Source organism: Mucilaginibacter gynuensis, assembly GCF_039541195.1.
GTDB classification, from domain to species: domain Bacteria; phylum Bacteroidota; class Bacteroidia; order Sphingobacteriales; family Sphingobacteriaceae; genus Mucilaginibacter; species Mucilaginibacter gynuensis.
The window spans coordinates 417355-436577 of sequence record NZ_BAABFT010000003.1 but is presented as its reverse complement, the minus strand read 5'-3'; the positions used below and the strand labels follow the sequence as shown (position 1 = coordinate 436577).

Genomic DNA, 19223 nt, shown 5'->3' with positions numbered 1-19223 from the left:
CTTGATAGCTACCTTTCAGAAACGGGTCCAACTGATAATTTTGTAAAACAAAGATATCGAAGGCCATGGAAACAACTATTTCAGTAAAGCATATTACCAAGGTAATCAAGGCGCCTTATCAAAGGTATAAAGAGAAAATGCTGTCTTTGTTAGGCCGCATCGGGGAAGAGGACCTGAAGTTGATGGCTGAACAGCCCGGGACCGCGAAAGACCGGCTGGCTGAACTGGGCGGCTTTGAAGACCTGATGCTATTCGGCGTACAGGAACATGGGCAACTTTTGCGACTGGCCGGGCAACAGCGGAGTGCGATTCAGATAATTCTAGGGAATCCATTGGTCGCACTTCAAATGACGCAATACGACATCAGAGCGGCCCTGTATGCGCCATTAAGACTGCTTATTTACGAGGTGAGCCCGAATGTTTTGAATGTCGAATATGATCTCCCTTCAACACTTTTCGGTCAATTCGGAAGCTCAGAAGTACTTGAGACAGGACTTTTACTCGATGCTAAACTGGAAAAACTTTTCGAAGCGAGTCTCGCTGATCCGATGTGACCTACAACCGAGCCGTCATTTTTCGCCGCTAATAATCGCTTAAAGGCGACATGTCGCTTTTAAGCGATTGTTTTAAATTTCCATAGCACTATATTTCAAGCATTTAATATCGGGCATTAATATTGCGTGTGATCTGCTGTGCATCGAAGTTGAACGCCGTTCGGATCAGGTTGTCAGTTGAAAACCCGCTGAAATTAGTTCAAATAGTATTATTTTTATAAAAATTGATAGTTTGAAGCCCTGACGAACGAATACACCCCGGATGAAAGAAAATATTCTTATTGTTGAAGATGAATTCATTGTCGCCAATGACCTGAAGATCAAGCTAAAAAATGCCGGTTATTCAGTTTGCGGGACCGCTGCTTCTGTTAAGGAAGCTGAGCAACTGATAGAAAAACACAAACCCACCTGGGTATTACTGGACATATTTCTGTTGGATGACTCTAACGGGACCGATCTTGCACCTTTATTGTCGTCAAAGAACATCGGGTTCATTTATATTTCGGCCAATACCAATCAATCGATATTGGAAACGGCAAAGGCGACCAATCCTTATGGCTTCCTGGTCAAACCATTCCGTGAGAAAGACCTGCTGATCATGCTGGATATAGCGCTACAAAAACATCGCTACAATTTGCAGATGCAGCAACAACGCGAACAGATCTTCAATAGCCAACTCAACAGCTTAGCTAACATTCAGGGGGAACTGAACATCAAGATCGCCAGTTTACCGGCCATCGCGCAAAATTTTGTCCCATTTGATCTGCTCAGGGTAGTGATACCGAAGCAAAATGAAACGGACCATGTCGCTTTTTCAAGGGTCGGTTACCAGGAATATCAAACTTTCAATAAAAGTGAATTCTCAGCTTTTTGCGGTACCGATCTATCGGATTGGACAGAAAATACCTCCATCCCCTATGGAGCGGACAGTGGCGATCTGCTTAACGGAATGGACTTCCGAAGGGCTCTACTTGAGGATACTTGCGAAAAACAGTTAAGTGCTCAATTCCGATTGGCTTCCCGACTGACCGTATCGATACAATTGAAGAACGGAACATACTGCAAACTTGTATTTTACAGCAGGAACGAGAATGGTTATTCGGAAAATCACTTGAACTTGCTCCAGCGTTCGGCCGGTTCGATCAGGTCGATGCTGGAACATCTTATGTTCGAGCCGCAGGAAGTCAGGTCAGAGCGTCCGGATATCGTCATGAAAAAAACTGTCGCTGCTGCAGCAACCCCTGAAGTCACTAAATTTGATGGCATTATCGGCAAAAGCCGCCCTTTATTATCGGTCCTCGATCAGGTCGATCTGGTGGCCACATCGCCGACATCGGTTCTCATCACTGGGGAAAGCGGGACCGGTAAAGAAAGGATAGCTCAATGCATTCATAAATTGTCTGCCAGGGGAAAGAACCCTTTGGTCATCGTGAACTGTGCGGCCCTACCGTCAAATTTGGTGGAATCGGAATTGTTCGGACATGAGAAAGGCGCTTTTACAGGTGCCATAGACAGAAGGATCGGCAAATTTGAACAAGCTAATGGTGGAACGATCTTTTTGGACGAGATCGGCGAACTACCGCTGGATGCGCAGGTGAAATTACTTCGGGTACTTCAGGAAATGGAATTTGAACGTGTAGGCAGTAATAAAACCATCAAGGTGGATGTACGGGTGATCACTGCTACCAACCGTAATCTGGAGAAAGAAGTAGCAGAAGGTCGCTTCAGATTAGATCTGTATTACCGGTTAAATGTTTTCCCGATCTTTATCCCTCCACTAAGGGACCGCAAGGATGATATTGGTATCCTGGCTAAAAACTTCGTTGAAAAATTCGCATTGAAAACGGGAAGGCCGGTTACGGGTATCGGTCCTACAGCGATAGGTCAATTAAAAAACTATCATTGGCCGGGAAATATCAGGGAACTGGAACATTTGATCGAAAGACAGGTACTTATTCAGGCAAGCGGTATTATTGAACATATCGCACTTCCACAGACCCAGTCGACCGTTACAGATCAGGTAACTCATTCGGAGAGTAGCTCGGAACTGAAATCGATGGACGAAATGGAAGCGGAATACATTGTTCGCGTTTTAAAAGCTTGTCAGGGAAGGGTCGGTGGCCCGGGAGGCGCAGCAGAAATTTTAGGAATGCCAACGAGCACGCTCCATTCAAGGATAAAAAAACTTGGGATCAAACGAGAATTTAGTGCTGATTAAATCAAAAAGCCCGATCTTGTTTATCGGGCTTTCTATTTATCGTTAACTATTCAAAGCTGTTCAAAAATGCATTTGCTTGTGCTACAAATAGATCGGGATACTGGTTGAATGAGCCATGGGCCGAATCAGGATAGCAGATCAATACCGCGTTGGGTAATTGTTTGTACAATTCATTGGACGTGCTGCTATCCATCATTTCATCATCACTACCTTGGACGATAAGTACCGGATGAATGACCGCAGTCAGATCAATTGTGACCGGGTCGGTCCCCCATCGGGTCAGCGCGCTTATCTGTGCCTGAATTGCTGCAGATGAGGCATCGCGGTCGCGATCTTCAGTCCTGATAAATAAACGTTCAAGGGTCGCAGCGATCTTTTCTCTGCTTTTCTCGGTCTTGGTGGCAAAGATATAAAGGTAACGTTCCTGTGGTGACAGCGCAAAAGCCTTCTGCACCAGTTGCGGAAAGGAATGGAGCGCTTGGGTTCCTTGCGGAGCGGTACCAACAATGATAAGCTTTCTGAACGATCCCGGAGCAAGTACGACCATTTGCTGTGCCAGGAAACCACCCAAAGAAAACCCTAGCAGGTCACATTTCGATATACCGAGGGCGTTGATGATCTTAATAGCGTCCTTGCTCATGGCCAGGACATTATCAGGCGTGTTACCACCTGAATTGCCGACACCGGTATTATCGATCAATATCACTTGTCGTTCTGCCGCCAATCCGTCCACAACGATCGGATCCCAGTTTTCAAGTGTACCTGTAAAGTGCTGGAGGCAAACGATCGGAATCCCCGTTTCATTACCGAATGTTCTGTACGCATGGTCGATACCGTCGACATTGATGTACCTGGTCGGTACACTTACGTATTTAAATGTTCGTTCGTTCATAGTAAGTTTTTGTTTTAAGCAAATGTAAGCCTGTGAACAAGGTCTGATAATGTACGATTCCAGCAAATTATGGTACGATCCCGGCTAACTGTTCATATACGTATCGTACCACAAAATCGTAGATCCATACCTTTGTTACCAAACCGCTTCGTTATACTTTCAGGTTTTATAAAACATCCGAAAGGGAACCGGTGGCTGTGCTTAGCAGGCCATCAGGCAGATGCCTGCGATATGAAGAAACCCGCTATAAAGCCTTTATTTTTTACCATAATATTATTGCTTTTAAATTGGGCTAATGCCAGTGCCCAAAACAACGATCCGATCTGGGAAGTAAAACAAGAAGAAGAAAGCGACGCATCAGCTATAGTAAGATCGCTAAAAGGTAAAAAGCCCGATACCTTGTTTATTGACCAGCTACTGAAAGCATCCCATATCTATTGGGGGCTGAAAGACAGAACCCCTAAAGGAATTGATTCCTGCCTGTCTCTCACCACAAAGGTCCTTAAACTCAGTGCCGAGTTAAAATACCAAAAGGGACGTGATGAAGCGATCTTTATGCTGGCCAAGATACACTTGTTCCGCAACGACGATGCATCAGCAGAAAGGCTTGTTTTCCACACAGTGGTCGAACAACAGGTCCGACTTTATTTGGTGTTAGCGGACGATTATATCAAAAGCCTGGATACGGTAAGAATGTCCAAAGCATTAAAATACCTTTTAGCTGCAAGGTCATTGAGCCGAAAGATCGGCTCAGCACGAATTCGGAACGAGTGCGAAATACTCTTTAGCAAGTATTACTTTTCAAAAGGCGACCTGGTTGCGGCAAAAAAAACTTTACTCGATAATATCAACGTTTGCCACTTGGCCGGAAACTATGCTTTTGAAGCCCGTAACTGGTCTTTTATGGCACATAATTCTCCGGAGAATCAGGATTCTTACAAGTTTTTGATCCATTGTCATGAAATGGCGGTAAAGCTTTATTTCAAGGCGGGTGACGAGGTAAAGGCAGGGTTTGAATTGCGGGATCTGGCAGTGGTCAATACCAATCACGGTTACATCGAAAAAGCCGAAAAACAGTTTTTGCAGGTCCTGTCGGTTTTTGGGGGCGTACACAAGCGGGTGAACAGAAGGACCTATTATTTATTGGCCGAATTTTACAGGTTCAGGTCGCAATATCATCGGGCATTGCGCTATGGACTTCAGGCTCTTCATACGCCCGAAGAATATGATGAAAAGCGAATGCTCGTATACCGGGCGTTGGGCGAAACGTATGCTGTGTTGGGTGATGTAAAGAAGGGTTTACACTATTACCAGATATTACTTGATCATCAACTGACCAATAAAAGCGGGCTATCCTATGTGTCGGCCTACCGGATGGCATTGATCGCCAGCGATGCCGGACAAGCAAATCAGGCCTTGAATACCTTTAGTAATTATGTACGGTCAAATCCTCCGCAAAACCTGAGTCAGGAACAACTCTTCACCTCTTTATATGGTGAGCTCTATTGGAAGACAGGACAGTATGATAAAGCTGAAAAACAATATAAAAAAATGCTGGCCCTTGACCCTGCGGTCCGGATGGAAAATGGCAAAAATCTACATGGACATGAGATCACCATAGCTGGGACGGGCGCTTTGTATCTGATCGGCCGCTATTATGGAGAACGCGGACGATACAAGGACGCTAAGAAATACCTTGAACGGTCGTTAATGGATCAGGAGTACTTCGATGCGAAACAAGAAATGGAAACGTACAGGCTGTTATTTAAAGCGGATTCTGCTGAAGGCAACTACATTAGCGCGATCGAATACTTCGAACGCCATAAAGCGATGAATGATTCAATAAACAGCATTTCCAGAAACAACCAGATATCCGAGATCAATATCCGTTACCAGACCGAACAAAAGGAAAAAGACATCAAACTGCTTAAAAGCAAGCAGGGGGAGCAGCGGTCCGAACTAATAAGGGCGGCAACTATCCGCAATGTGATCCTTGGCAGCGCAGTTGCATTTCTTCTATTGGCAGTATTGGCATTCTCAGCTTATCGTATCAAACAAAGGAGTAATAGAACATTGAACGCACAACAGTTGGTGATCAATAGGAAGAATCAGGAACTAGAAAAGTTGTTATCCGAAAAAGAACTGTTTTTAAAGGAAAAAGACTGGCTGCTCAAAGAGATCCATCACCGCGTAAAGAACAATTTGCAGATCATTATGAGTTTACTTAGTACCCAGTCTTTCTACATGCAAAATGATGGGGCTAAAGAAGCGATAGTGCAAAGTGAGAACCGGGTGCAGTCAATAGCGCTCATCCACCAGAAATTATACACCGGTCTTGATCTGGCCAGCATCAGTATGCCGGATTACGTCGGAGATCTCGTTTCGCATCTAGGGGAAAGTTTTGATACTGTCAGCCGTAATATTTCCTTTCAGCTACAGATCGATCCGGTCAATATAAACCTCTCTCAGGCAGTTCCGGTAGGATTGATATTGAATGAGGCTATTACCAATGCGATCAAATATGCATTTGATAAAAATGGCGGACAAATAACCGTCCTGTTGAAACGATCGGAAAATGATATAATAGAGATAGCTATATCCGATAACGGGAAAGGCCTGCCAGAGGATTTTGACCTGCGGACGGGCAATTCCCTTGGAATGGATATGATGCAGGGCCTAACCTCGCAATTAAAAGGCGACCTAAAGATCATGAACCAGGCAGGTACCGCTATCGTGATCACGTTCCGCGCTGCTGCCAACCCGGGTGGGAACGTCGACAACAGAACTAAAACCTGAGACCAGGTCGATCTTCAAAAAGTCGTTTCAATTAAAAATAATCTGCAGTCTTTTATCACATTTAAACTCAGTTCACTTAGGTCATTGATAAAAAGACTATCCCCAGTGCCTGCCTCAGTGCCGTTCATCAGACATATTTTTCCTTCGAGCACATACAAGAGCAGACCACTCATCCTGTCGTGAAATGAATAGTTCACCGAGCCTTCACTCCACGATCCCTGCGATATCCAGGCAGCTTGTTTAACAATAAGCGAATTATCTTCTCCGTTTGGCGAAATCAATAATTCCCATTTATTCTTACCATTACCCTCATCTTTCGTTTTGAGTTGTAAGGATGGCGCTGAAGGTTCACCGTTGGGCACTATCCATATTTGCAGGTGACGGGCGTTCGCTACAGAGGACATATTCCCACCTGCGTGCATGATCCCGCTACCGCTACTGATCACCTGAATATCACCCGCCGATAGCTCCTGGTAATTCCCTAAGCTATCCCGGTGAGATTCTTGTCCTTCGATCATATAAGTGATGATCTCGGTATGCTGGTGCGGATGCATGCCTATCTCGGAACCAGGGAATAGTTCATCATCATTAAATACGATCACAGTACCAAAACGATCAGGTCTTGAGGTACCTTGTTGTCCGAGACTGAACAAAAGATGACCTTTGAACTCATGATTCTGCAAAAGTCCTCTTTCCTGTGCTATTAATTTTTTAAGATCCATCAGATAGTCGTTTTTATTTGAAGATAAGCATCCTAATGCTGATTTTCTGTTATCATACTGCCATTTTAAAAGTGGTGACATTAGCATTAATAACAGGTACTGGTAGCCTTTCTGTACAACAGAAGCACCTTCCGGTACATTGTTGAGTAATGGGCCGGGAGATAACTTTACCATCATGGAAAATATATTTACTGTACCCGAAAGAAACCAGGTTTCGGAGGGCGATCAAGCCATTTTTGATACGCTGCAAAAATCTCTAGGCTTCGTCCCTAACTTGTATGCGAACTTCGCTTATTCCGAGCATGCATTATCAGCATTTTTAACTGCTCAGGGAGCGAAGTCATCATTAAGCAATAAGGAAAAAGAGATCGTTAACCTCGTGGTGAGCCAGGTGAACAATTGCGAATACTGTCTAAGCGCCCATTCTAAATTTGCAAAAATGAATGGTTTTAGTGATGAGCAGATCATCGGGATACGCAAAGGTGAGGCTTCATTTGATCCTAAATTTGATGCGCTCGTCAAACTGGCAAAAAGTATCGCAGAAAATCAGGGCCATGCCGATGCTGAAACTGTAAAAGCCTTTTTGGCCCAAGGATATAGTAAAGGAACCGTGATCGATGTGATTTTCCTAACCGGCTTGCGCATCATTACTAATTATGTATACGCCTTAACAAAACCAACAGTGGATTTCCCGGCAGTTCCGGCTATTTAATCCGTTGATCAGGGGCGGAATGCCTGAAAACTCAATATTCATTTTTCACACCTTTAATCTCTAAATCATGTCAACTTTTGTTAGATCGATCTTACATCTCGCCGGGAAGGCCGGAAATTTTAGCCTGCATTTCACAAGGTTCGCGGTCGCGCTTGTGCTGATCTGGATCGGCGGGCTCAAGTTCGCTGACTATGAAGCCGATGGTATCACACCGTTCGTTGCGAACAGTCCATTCATGTCCTTTTTTTATACCGCTCCCAGGGAATACAAAACACATGTTAACAAAGAAGGTGAACTGGTTTTAAAAAACAAGACCTGGCAAGACCGGAACGGTACTTATTCCTTTTCCCATGGACTAGGTATTCTGCTTATTGCAATGGGCTTCTTATTGATCCTGGATTATGCAAGCCCGTACGCCGGTCTATTGGGATCTATCTTAGTGATGATCATGAGTATCGGAACATTATCTTTTCTGATCACTACACCGGAGTGCTGGGTGCCCGATCTTGGAGATGGCGATCATGGTTTTCCTTATCTCTCAGCAAGGGGGCGTTTAGTGATCAAAGATGTCATCATGCTCGGAGCTGCATTTCACATGATAGGGGATTCTGCACGCAGGATACTGAATAGTTCTAATATCAATGACAAGGTTGTCTTTTAAGATCTGAAGACCATGACATCAACGGACCGACCAATAGCATTATGGCCTGCGTTCCTGCGGGCAAAGTGTCCTCGTTGCAGGATAGGGCAAGTATTTGCGAACAGCATGTACGGCCTCAGCAGGCAAAAGATGAATGAGACCTGCCCGCATTGTCACCTAACGTTTGAGATCGAACCTGGTTACTTTTATGTGGCCATGTTCGTTAGTTATGCGATGAACGTCGCAGAGTTCATCAGTGTCGCTGTTGCCATAAGTGTATTAACGGGAAGTAACGACCCTTGGTTATACACGATCATCATATTATCGGTCTGCGTGATCCTTTCTCCGTTCAATTTCAGGTATTCCCGGGTCATCCTGCTGTATTGGCTGACCCCGGGGCTGCATTATATCCCTGAACTTAGTAGAGACCTCAGTACTGATGGAGATAAAAGTTTAACATCAGGCAAAAATGGATCAGCAAAAGGGAATACATCTGAGAAGTAGTTCGTCGTCGGTGAAGGATACCATGGACCTTTTAGCAAAGAGTTTGGTTGAGCACGGCGCGAAGATCTATCTAAGGATCGATCAACAGGCAGAGGCTTTAAAAGCCGGGATCCTTATCGGACCTTTGGAATATCTACTATTTGGTAATCCGGAAAAAGGCACCCAGCTCATCATCTTGAACCCGATCATCGCTTTAGATCTGCCGTTAAAGATCATTTGCTGGCAAGATAAAGAGGGAGCGACACAGGTGGCATTTAACGATGAGGCCTACATCGCGGGCAGGTACGAACTACCATCTGACCCGAGATCTCCACTGAATTTAGTTCCTTTAGTGAATGATATCTTAAAACTATAACCAAGGGAACTACGCAAAGATCTATCACTACATATACATAATAATATGAGATCAATTGAATTTAAAGCTCCAGGCGGTTATGAAGTACTAGCGCTTGTCGATAGGCCAATTCCCAAACCAGCGAATGGACAGTTGCTGGTCAAAGTAACTTTTGCTGCGGTCAATGCGGTTGACAACACTGTCAGAAGTGGTACGTTGTCTAACAAATACTCCCCGGTCGTCCTGGGTAATGAAGGGGTAGGCATCATTGTAAAAGGTAATATCGATCTCCCGGTAGGTAAAAGGGTTATGATCTCTTGTTTTACAGCTAATGGCCAAATTCGCGGTATATACGTAAATGGTGTTTGGCAAGAATACCTTGCTGTTGAACCAAGTGAGCTGATACCTATAGAAGATAATATCTCAGATGAAGAAGCTGCCGCATTTCCTGTAAGCTTTTTCTCAGCGCAGGCATGCTTAAATAAAGCCGATTTCACACCTGGTAAAAGCGTCCTGGCTTTAGCAGCTGGTGGCGGAGTCGGTAATGCTGGCATCCAACTGGCAAAAGCCCACGGTGCATCTACGGTAATTACGACGGTTGGCTCTGAAAAAAAAGCTAAAATGGCCCGCGCTCTGGGTATAAAAAATGTGATCGACCTTTCCATCGAAACGATAACTGATGGTGTCGCGCGGCTAACAGACGGTAAAGGTGTGGATATTGTTATCGACAGTGTTGGAGGTGCTCTGACCGGCGAAGCTATCCATTCACTCGCTCGCCAAGGGATACTGGTGGCTATAGGCTATTCGGCAGGACGTACGTTTAGTGCCAATATCACGGACTTTGTTTGGAAAGGGATACAAATGCGTGGGCAGAGTCTTAATGGGTGGTTCGACCGCGTTGCCGAAAACAAAGTATGGGATAAAATAATGCCCCTCTTTAATAAAGGGCAGATCAAGCCGGTCATTGCAAAAGTTTTTAGGGCTGAAGAAGTGGCTGATGCGCAACGCTATTTAATTGAAGAAAGGCCGTTTGGGAAGGTTCTTATCAAATTTTGATAACCTTAGGATATTCTTCTATTTATAGGCCCATTAGATCTTTCGACAAATGCAGCCATGCGGTGAAAAAACGCATGGCTGTATTTTTATTTTATTGCAGATCTAATAAGCAATTAAGCGGGCTTTGTTCCAATAATTTAAACAAAGCCCGCAAAATGTTTCAGGTCAGGTGAGGTCAACGACCTTTGTCCAATATTTGTCCATAGCTTTTTAGGCCTGGTCAAGATACTATTTAGGAATTATTAAGCATATTCAATATTAAAGATATCGAGCGATACCAATAAGATATCTTTCACTGCGCTTTGATCGGCGTCATTCAACGGATAGATCCTATGAGTGGTTGGCGCTTTGATACCATTGAAATCCTTATAGTTAGAATAATAGTGAACTGCAGAGTTATTGCCTAATACTTCCGGCCAGTAGTCATGGCGTTTCAGAAAACCTTCCTGCGAAAAATAGAACACTTGTCTGGTACTGTGTGTAGGGATGTTGTCAGGGAATATCACCTGCAACCTTCTCCAGGTCTCTCCATTCTCTTCCCACTCGTCCATTTCCAGGATATGAACCCCAGGTTGGGCCAAAAGGAAAGGTGTGGTGATGTAGTTCCAGGTCGCGTACGACACAAAATAAACAAAATGCATTTTGGTCCAGGGAGTTAACAGCTCGTGGCCCTCGAAGGTCTTGCGAGCATTTTTTGATTCTTCTACCAGTTCACCGTTAGTTTTAAGAATGGCAACATCTAGCCCGTTAAATGATGTTTTTTGATCATCACTAAAGATCGGTGTCCAGCTGTCGTAAGGGGCGTGCAAATTCGCTGTAAAAACAATGTCATCCAACGCATCCGGGTGACCTTTTCGAGGCCAGGTGATGCCCTTGATCGAAACATGCATTTTACCTGTATTAAGCTGGTTCCAGCGCGAGATGCCACCGTGTGCGTCCAGCACAAGGTTCAAAAGTTCTTTTCCGTCTTTCATAAAATATTTGATTATTTACTTATCAAAAGTAATTTGCACGAAAAGCCTTTTCAATGTACGGACGAACGGTTCTGTAGTATGAATCGGCGTTACTATGTCAAAGAAACGACCACTTTCCCGACCGTTCTACCACTCTCAACAGCGGTATGAGCAGCTGGCAATTTATCATAATGGAAAACTTCGGAGACTTGAGCCTTTAGATCACCTGTCTTTAACAGTCCCGCTATCTTTTTCATGCTTTCCCCGTCTGATGATACTAGATAGAAAGATGCTTTTACATTTAATTCTTTCGCCAGCGCAATGGCCTCTTCACTTAATGTCGTTGGTATGCTGATGAGTTCCCCACCTACTTTGATCAAAGGAAGCGATCGTTCGGTATTAGCCCCGCCTACCGTGTCAAACACGAAGTCGAACGCTTGAACCTGCTGATCAAGTATATCTCCATTGTAATCCAGGTGTTCGTCAGCGCCAAGCGAAAGTACAAAATCGCGATTTTTAGCGGACGAGGTGCCGGTAACGTTCGCACCCAGATATTTCGCGATCTGCACGGCGAAATGCCCCACTCCCCCAGAGGCGGCCGGGATCAGTACCTTATCTCCGGGTTTAATATCTGCCTTTTTTACCAATACCTGGTAGGCCGTTAATGCAGCAAGTGTAGCAGCAGCTGCATCCTCGAAGCTGATGTTGTTCGGCTTCAAAGCAAGTTGTGAAACGGGTGAAATTAGATACTCCGCATAAGCTTTACCATGCCCGGGGAAATTGACCATTCCGAATACCTCATCTCCAGGACTGAACTCGGTCACCTTTTCACCGGCCGCCTCTACGATCCCACTAATGTCCCAACCTAGGATCAATGGATCGGCATCTTTTAATCGGCCGTAAAATCCTTTCCCTTCCCGTGTTTTTACGTCGACGGGGTTAATGCTGATAGCTTTAACCTTTATCAATACTTCTCCCTGCGCCGGTTGCGGAACGGGGAGGTCTGTTAATTGCAATCCCGAAACGTCTCCGGGTTCTTTTAAAATGTATGCTTTCATTGGTTCTATTTGGAGCCAATATTATAACAGATCTTCGAAATGTTATGGTACGTTTCGTTCCTTTTGTGGTACACATCCATTTCGCTATCTACAATGATTGGTACGATGATCACACCGATACGTACCTTTTCAGGACTACACTGTTGCTTAATTTTATAGAAAAACATTAAGATGAAAACATTTAGCTCTGATGCTCAAACCATGTTTGCCGAATTGAACGCAAACCGGATCGCCTACCGCATGTTCGGAAAAGGACCGGTCATTCTCTTTTATAATCGTTTCAGGGGTATTTTAGACACCTGGGATCCTTTATTTCTGGATGAACTGGCAGACGAACACACCATTATTTTGTTCGATTATCCTGGTGTAGGAGATTCAGGCGGTGAATTATCGACCGATATTTACGAAGTTGCCAATGTTGGCATCCAATTGATGGACTTTTTGAAGATCGATCTATTTGATGTGGCTGGTTGGTCCTATGGTGGTTTGGTCGCGCAGGTCGCATTATTTATGAATACCGCCCGGATCGGAAAGGTCGTCCTCATCGGAACTAATCCTCCAGGTAAGAATGAGGTCCCTATCGAAACCGCGTTTTTTGATAGAGCCCTGAAACCAGTCAATGATATCGAGGATGAATACACATTATTCTTTGAGCCGAGATCAGAAAACAGCAAACATGCCGCAGAGGCATCGCACGAGCGGATCGCGCGCCGGCTTGACAGAAATAAGATCCCGGCGACCCAAGAAAAGTTTCAGAGATATTTCGGCGGTTCTGCATCAATAAAAGAAGACCTACAGAATTTCAGAGGACAATATGAAACTATTCAAAACCCGGTACTGGTCATTTCGGGAGACCATGACATCAGCTTTGCAGTAGAGAATTGGTTCCCACTCCTGAAGCATGCGCCGACTATGCAGCACCTCATTTTGAACGATTCAGGTCATGGCCCCCAGCATCAGCGTCCGCAATTAGTTGCCGGTTACATGAAGCTATTCCTGACAAAAGCTTAAAATAGAATTTAAAAAGCCCAAGGTCAGCGTTTTGCGGGCTTTGGGCTTTACGTATATCTGTATCGGCAGATGCTTTCAGGGCATTACTTCGACGATCATCTCCACTTCTACCGGCCATCCTGATGGCAGGCTGGTCACACCAACAGCAGACCGGCTATGGATACCTTTTGCACCGAAAACTTTGACCAACAGATCTGAACAACCATTAACGACTTTGGGGTGGTCCGTAAATGTATCTACACAACTCACGAACCCTGTCACCTTAACGATGTGCCTTATTTTCGATAAGTCGCCAAGTTCAGCCTTCAACACAGCGATTTGGGCTATCGTGCATAACCGCGCTGCCGCATACCCGTCACGGACATTCAGTTCTTTACCTAATTTCCCATTTACAAAACTTCCATCTTCTTTTAATGGCCCCCTTCCAGCCAGGAAGATCAGATTTCCGCTGCGGACCAAACTGACATAGTTACCCAAAGACTTGGAAAGCTCAGGCAAAGTGATACCTTGTTTTAACAAGTTATCTTCCGGAGTTTGGGCTTGAACTGTCATTTTTAGTGCCATCGTTAAAAATATTAAGATCGTTTTCATATTAATAGGTCTTATCACTGTTCAAGCCCCAAGTTCATCGCGGCTACCCGTGATCCCGGATACCGACTTCCTTCATTAAGCAAATCATCATGTTCAGCATCAGGCTGGCCCCGCCAGATGACTGTGAGTTTTTTCTGCCGGCGACCGCTATCACCTAACATCGCGTTCGAGCGTTTAGCATATCTTTCCGTAGAAACCACTGCAACACAAATAATAGCTATGACACATATGATCATAACGAAATGAGTGGCGTAGAAAATGATGTCTTCCATATTGATCCGAAATTAAGGTTGTTTAACGTATTGAAAATGCATCCTAAGGATGGATCGGACTGTAGAGATAAGCCCGATCCTGAATTTATCATTATCTTGATGTTAGTGCATAAGCGACGCGCAGACCAAAGAAATTGACCTTACTGCTTTCCGCTTTGGTCGCAAATTTCGATGAACCCTCATATCGTACACCGGCATCAATAAAACTATTGCTATTACCTAGTTGGATCCTGACACCAACCTGCGGCGCGTATATAAATGCTGCCGAGTTATCAAAGCCAACTGTCGATTTGTTGGTAGAAAATGCTGCGCCGGCTTCACCCTGCACATACAAAATATCTAAGGGGAAATACTTAATACCGCCTTTGACCGGGATAAGGTTAATATCGTGGATATTGTCTTTGCCAAAAAAGTTATTATAACCGGCATTGGCGGTTAAATAGAGGCTTTTAACTACTGGAAAGTCCGCCTGGATCGAGCCGCCCAAGTTCCATCTGTGCGAATTGTTAAAGTTTCCAGCGGCAAGTCGTGATTCGACGCCGATGCTGTAAACAATACCGCTTGGGACTTTTTTCGCATTTGTTTGTGCGTTGGCGCCGAACACGATACCTGATAAGGCAAAAAATAGAATTGAACTTTTGATCGAATTTTTCATAATGTTTGATTTTTATATAGATGATTAATTAATTGCTTTGATAGTCTCTACCTATATAGAACCAAGAAAAGCTCCTGGGCATACAGGTAAAGGATAAGACCTCGTCCTTTCAGCATGCGGAAAAATTGTAAAACACTCAAAATACCATCGGCATCTTCTACCGCTGAAAGAGATCGATGTCCCTCGTTCATTGGAATTACCATGTTTTCTGCTGAGTTAGCCTTACCAGTTACCGTCCATCTTTTTGTGTCGACATGAACTGGCGTATCTGAACTGGTCATCATATTTGTCGTTTTCATTTTTCCGTGATCTAAGTGACTTGCATTGCTTCAGGCATGAAATATGCCAATCATATAAATAATTGATTATCAATTATTTATATGATATTTTTAATTGAATTAAGATGTGATATTTCAATTTTAGGCGATGCTAACGGCGAGATTTGACGTTACCGGGGACATTGTTAATTCTGCACGAACGACCTGTGTATTCAGGAAAGATGCTCGTAAATAAAATCGTTGCTAATAACTTCAGTAACTGGCAAAAAAAAACGCCGGGAGTTTGCCCGGCGCTTGTGTTATTAGCCCTGTCGTTATTTTTTGAGATACAGTTTCAGGGTTGCTGAAGCTTGTACGAAAAGATCTTTTGTCTGCTGGATCTCCGCCAGACCATTCAGTAAGCCCCAATCGTGGATCACGCCGTTATATCTGACGGTAGTGGCCTTAACGCCGGCTTCCAGCAACTTGCGGCCATATGCCTCACCTTCATCCCTTAACACATCATTCTCGGCCACTTGGATCAGTGTTGGTGGCAGGCCTTTCAACTGATCTGTTGTAGCTTGCAATGGAGAGGCAAGGATATTTTTCCTTTTCTCAGGGTCAGGTATATACATATCGTACATCCATTTCATTAACGGAGTGGTAAGGAAACGGTCCTGGCCATATAAACGATATGATTCGTTATCAAAATCAGCATCTACGATCGGCCACATCATTACGGCTACTTTGATCTCAGGACCTTTACGTTCTTTCGCCATTAGCGACATTACAGCGGTCATATTACCACCTACACTATTACCGATGACGCCCAGGCGTTTTCCATCAACCCCGATCTCTGCACCATTCGATGATACCCACTTCAATGCCGCGTAGATCTCGTTTATCGCCTGAGGGAAGGCTGCATCCGGTGTGCGGGTATAGTTAACGAAGACGCCTACCGCTCCAGAACCCAGCACCAGGTCTCTCACCATGCGCTTGTGAGTCGGGTAGTCACCCAATACCCAGCCACCGCCGTGGATAAAAATAAATACCGGCAATACGCCCTTAGCACCAGCAGGGCGCATGATATTTAATTTAACTGTTTGACCGTCAGACTTGATTTCCTTTTCAGATTCGGTCACTCCTGAATAGTCAAATTTTACCGAAGCTTGTGCGTTCACCAGCACCATCCTGGCGTCAGCAGGCTTAAGTGTTTCCAGACCAGGGCCACCGTTGTTCAAGCCTTTAAGAAAGGTACGCACCTCCGGACTTAAATGCTCATCGCTTGCAAAATTTGGTGCCTGGGCCATAGTGTTAGAAGCTGCAGCCATGCTGAACAAGATCATTAATGATCCTGCTTTTTTAATTGTTGTTTTGATCTTCATCGTAGTATTTTTTTATGTTCTGTACCCGATATCAATCCATATGCCCAAATTTAATTATTTGATAAATAAATAGTTACATAAAAACAAAGCATATTTACACTGTTATATATCGCTTATTTTGCATAACAGGTGCGATAGCTCGCCCATTGTTAGAAACATTATAGGCCCGAGGATCATTGAATTGGCCATACTTGCTGATCCCTTCATTTCCGCTAAAATTGCCGTAATGCTAATGTTTTTTTATTTTTATGGAAAAAACATGTCACAGTTCAAGCATTTGATCCTTTGCTACCTTACGCTTCTGAGCGTAAATTATGCTTGTGGCCAAAGCTCTATCACCTATGATGTCAGCGAACTAAAGGCGTCACTGCTAAAAAGCCAACCGGATACAGGCAGGGTAAGTACCCTTTTTACCCTGGGTAACTACTACTTGTTTCGCCCTGGTGAAAACAGATCTGATCTTGATAGCGCATTCAAATATCTTGGACAGGCTGCGCAATTAAGTGCCCAGCTTCATTTACCGGATCGGAAGAATAAAGTATTGATCTCCATCGCTACTTGCTATGTCGAAGCCGGCGATCTGGAAAGCGGGATAGTTAAATTTAAAGAAGCTATTGCCTATTATAAAAAGGTCGGTAATAAACGCGCGGAAGCAGGCGCCTGGTACTCTTACGGATCCCAATTGAAAAACAACAATAAAAACGATCATCAGCGACAGCAATTAGCCTGTTTTGAATCGTCTTATAAGTTGTATAAAGAAGGTGGAGATACAAAAGAAGCGATACAAGCCCTTGTGCGCTGGACGCAGATCCAACTTGATAGAAAAAATAATACCGAAGCGGAAAATGGCTTACAACGAATAAGGAATGAATGTATAAAAATTGGATATTTTAAAGAGTTTTATGGCTGGGCCCTAGATAACTTAACCACGATCGCAGCATCCAAGGGCGATTTTTATGAACAGCTTTTTTATCAATTGGAAAATCTTGACGCTTTAAAAAAGCATGCTGAGTATTATACCGACGATGGAATAATACTTGCTTACAATCGTATTACAGGCCTTTATCTGGCACTCGGAGACTATATTAAGGCAGAGTTATATGCTCAAAAAGAATTATCCTTAACGCTAAAGCGAAAAGGCGATTATGTTTTCCCGTTAGATAACTTATTCATCAGCATGCTACATCAGGGCAATGCCGAAGCTGCTTTACGAATATTAAAGAAAACAATAAAAATTCAGCCACCTGAGCGGCCACAACAGGTAGATGTAGATCAATTTTTCGGTAGGATATACGCAGCAATGCATCGATACGAGTTAGCGGACCATCATTTTAAAAAAGCGGTTGCAGAATATGATGCTCTAGATCCCAGACATGAAAACATCAATTTATTTACTGCTATCTACGAAACAGCTTCAGACTTTTATATATCGACCGGGCAATTTAAAAAAGCGGATCATTTTGTGAAAGGACTTGCCGCTATGGATAAGCACTTCACCCGTTTACAAAAAAGTGAACTGGCGTTAAAACAGTCTAAAGTAGATTCGGCGTCGGGTGATCATTTTTCAGCTTTAGTTCATTTTCATAACTATTCTAACATTAAAGATTCCATTTTCAATTCAGAAAAGATCAGCCAGCTCAACAGATTAGAGGTTGTATATGAAACCAAACAAAAACAGATTAAAATAAATTTGTTGAACGCCCAAAACAAAGCACATCTTGCAGAAACCGAAAAGGCCAATTTAGAACGTAATATTACAGCAGGCGGAATAGTAGTGATGTTTATCATTACCGGAATTACATTTTATAGTTTCAGGATAAAAATAAAAAGTAATCGTTTGTTGACCTTTAAAAGCTTAGAGATAGATAGGCAAAATAAAAGTCTGCAAGTATTGGTCAATGAAAAAGAACGGCTATTGGCCGAAAAGGAGGATCTGCTCGCAGATAAGGATATATTATTAAAGGAGGTGCATCACCGGGTGAAAAATAACCTGCAGATAGTAATGAGTTTATTAAGCACGCAACTGGAATACCTGGAAAACAAAGAAGCTGTACAGGCATTAGAAGAAAGCCATCAACGGGTACAGGCCATTGCATTGGTCCATCAGAAATTGTATCGGGATAAGGGTGGCATTCGGATCGAGATGCGGCCTTATATCGCAGACATGGTCGATGATCTTGATGGCTTCTTTAATGCCGGCAAAAGGAAAATCAGATTTGAACTGGAAATTGACCCGATACACCTTGATATCGAACAGGCCGTTCCTGTAGGGTTGATTTTAAATGAAGCCATGACCAACTCCATAAAATATGCCTTCACAAATGATGAAGGAAGTGTCAAGGTTTTTGTAAAAAGGACGCTCGAAGAACACGTCGTTATTAAGATAACGGATAATGGTAAAGGTCTGCCAACTGATTTTGATCTTGGTGACTCTAATACACTTGGAATGGAAATGATGAAAGGTCTAAGTAAACAGTTGTCCGGGACATTTAATATCGTCAGTAATGCGGGTGTAGAAATTTTGCTTTCTTTCCCCTACAGAGATAAAAGAATTTTTGTTTAAGTCTATTTAACTTATGATCCTTGACCAAGGTATTGAACAAGTTTCCCGAA

General features: G+C 43.6%; 19 protein-coding genes. 10 read left to right on the top strand and 9 right to left on the bottom strand.

Annotated elements, in window-relative coordinates; all coding sequences use genetic code 11:
- The first annotated feature begins 65 nt into the window (after positions 1-65).
- A complete protein-coding gene (locus tag ABD894_RS08130; RefSeq protein WP_345210510.1) occupies positions 66-554 on the top strand; it encodes a DUF302 domain-containing protein in 489 nt (162 codons plus the stop codon).
- 262 nt (positions 555-816) lie between these two features.
- Positions 817-2772, top strand: coding sequence for a sigma 54-interacting transcriptional regulator (locus ABD894_RS08125; RefSeq protein WP_345210509.1), 1956 nt, complete (start codon positions 817-819; stop codon positions 2770-2772).
- A gap of 46 nt (positions 2773-2818) precedes the next feature.
- Here ABD894_RS08125 and ABD894_RS08120 read toward each other — a convergent pair whose 3' ends face one another.
- Entirely contained in the window at positions 2819-3664 is an 846-nt protein-coding gene (locus ABD894_RS08120; protein ID WP_345210508.1) for an alpha/beta fold hydrolase, read from the bottom strand.
- A gap of 231 nt (positions 3665-3895) precedes the next feature.
- Between ABD894_RS08120 and ABD894_RS08115 the strand changes: the two genes are divergently transcribed.
- Positions 3896-6460 carry a histidine kinase dimerization/phosphoacceptor domain -containing protein gene (locus ABD894_RS08115; protein WP_345210507.1) on the top strand — a complete coding sequence of 855 codons (2565 nt, stop codon included), beginning with the start codon at positions 3896-3898 and terminating at the stop codon, positions 6458-6460.
- A gap of 14 nt (positions 6461-6474) precedes the next feature.
- Here the strand turns inward: ABD894_RS08115 and ABD894_RS08110 are convergent, their stop codons facing one another.
- Complete coding sequence (locus ABD894_RS08110) at positions 6475-7359, bottom strand: pirin family protein (protein ID WP_345210506.1); 885 nt, start codon at positions 7357-7359, stop codon at positions 6475-6477.
- Between ABD894_RS08110 and ABD894_RS08105 the strand changes: the two genes are divergently transcribed.
- From ABD894_RS08105 to ABD894_RS08085, 5 genes are all read left to right on the top strand, one after another.
- Positions 7358-7894, top strand: a complete 537-nt coding sequence (locus tag ABD894_RS08105; protein WP_345210505.1) for a carboxymuconolactone decarboxylase family protein — start codon at positions 7358-7360, stop codon at positions 7892-7894. The genes ABD894_RS08110 and ABD894_RS08105 overlap by 2 nt on opposite strands.
- Before the next feature lie 67 nt (positions 7895-7961).
- Positions 7962-8555: a DUF417 family protein gene (locus ABD894_RS08100; protein ID WP_345210504.1), complete on the top strand. Its 594-nt coding sequence runs from the start codon at positions 7962-7964 to the stop codon at positions 8553-8555.
- Between the two features lie 12 nt (positions 8556-8567).
- Positions 8568-9038, top strand: coding sequence for a DUF983 domain-containing protein (locus ABD894_RS08095; RefSeq protein WP_345210503.1), 471 nt, complete (start codon positions 8568-8570; stop codon positions 9036-9038).
- Positions 9004-9393 (top strand): DUF302 domain-containing protein, encoded by a 390-nt coding sequence (locus ABD894_RS08090; RefSeq protein ID WP_345210502.1) that lies wholly within the window; start codon positions 9004-9006, stop codon positions 9391-9393. The genes ABD894_RS08095 and ABD894_RS08090 overlap by 35 nt, the downstream gene beginning before the upstream one ends.
- Before the next feature lie 45 nt (positions 9394-9438).
- Positions 9439-10428 carry a quinone oxidoreductase family protein gene (locus ABD894_RS08085; protein ID WP_345210501.1) on the top strand — a complete coding sequence of 330 codons (990 nt, stop codon included), beginning with the start codon at positions 9439-9441 and terminating at the stop codon, positions 10426-10428.
- 242 nt (positions 10429-10670) lie between these two features.
- Here the strand turns inward: ABD894_RS08085 and ABD894_RS08080 are convergent, their stop codons facing one another.
- On the bottom strand, positions 10671-11402 hold the full coding sequence (locus ABD894_RS08080) for a hypothetical protein (protein WP_345210500.1): 732 nt from the start codon (positions 11400-11402) through the stop codon (positions 10671-10673).
- 92 nt (positions 11403-11494) lie between these two features.
- Positions 11495-12439, bottom strand: coding sequence for an NADP-dependent oxidoreductase (locus tag ABD894_RS08075; protein ID WP_345210499.1), 945 nt, complete (start codon positions 12437-12439; stop codon positions 11495-11497).
- Positions 12440-12610: 171 nt separating this feature from the next.
- Between ABD894_RS08075 and ABD894_RS08070 the strand changes: the two genes are divergently transcribed.
- Positions 12611-13450: an alpha/beta fold hydrolase gene (locus ABD894_RS08070; protein ID WP_345210498.1), complete on the top strand. Its 840-nt coding sequence runs from the start codon at positions 12611-12613 to the stop codon at positions 13448-13450.
- 75 nt (positions 13451-13525) lie between these two features.
- On the opposite strand, the gene ABD894_RS08065 is transcribed toward ABD894_RS08070, so the two are convergent.
- From ABD894_RS08065 to ABD894_RS08045, 5 genes are all read right to left on the bottom strand, one after another.
- A complete protein-coding gene (locus ABD894_RS08065; protein WP_345210497.1) occupies positions 13526-14041 on the bottom strand; it encodes a RidA family protein in 516 nt (171 codons plus the stop codon).
- A 14-nt stretch (positions 14042-14055) separates the two neighbouring features.
- Positions 14056-14313, bottom strand: coding sequence for a hypothetical protein (locus ABD894_RS08060; RefSeq protein WP_345210496.1), 258 nt, complete (start codon positions 14311-14313; stop codon positions 14056-14058).
- A gap of 91 nt (positions 14314-14404) precedes the next feature.
- A complete protein-coding gene (locus tag ABD894_RS08055; protein WP_345210495.1) occupies positions 14405-14968 on the bottom strand; it encodes a hypothetical protein in 564 nt (187 codons plus the stop codon).
- 47 nt (positions 14969-15015) lie between these two features.
- Positions 15016-15267 (bottom strand): hypothetical protein, encoded by a 252-nt coding sequence (locus tag ABD894_RS08050; protein WP_345210494.1) that lies wholly within the window; start codon positions 15265-15267, stop codon positions 15016-15018.
- Positions 15268-15560: 293 nt separating this feature from the next.
- Entirely contained in the window at positions 15561-16610 is a 1050-nt protein-coding gene (locus tag ABD894_RS08045) for an alpha/beta hydrolase (protein ID WP_345210493.1), read from the bottom strand.
- A gap of 181 nt (positions 16611-16791) precedes the next feature.
- Between ABD894_RS08045 and ABD894_RS08040 the strand changes: the two genes are divergently transcribed.
- Positions 16792-19173: a tetratricopeptide repeat-containing sensor histidine kinase gene (locus ABD894_RS08040; protein ID WP_345210492.1), complete on the top strand. Its 2382-nt coding sequence runs from the start codon at positions 16792-16794 to the stop codon at positions 19171-19173.
- Positions 19174-19223 lie beyond the last annotated feature (50 nt).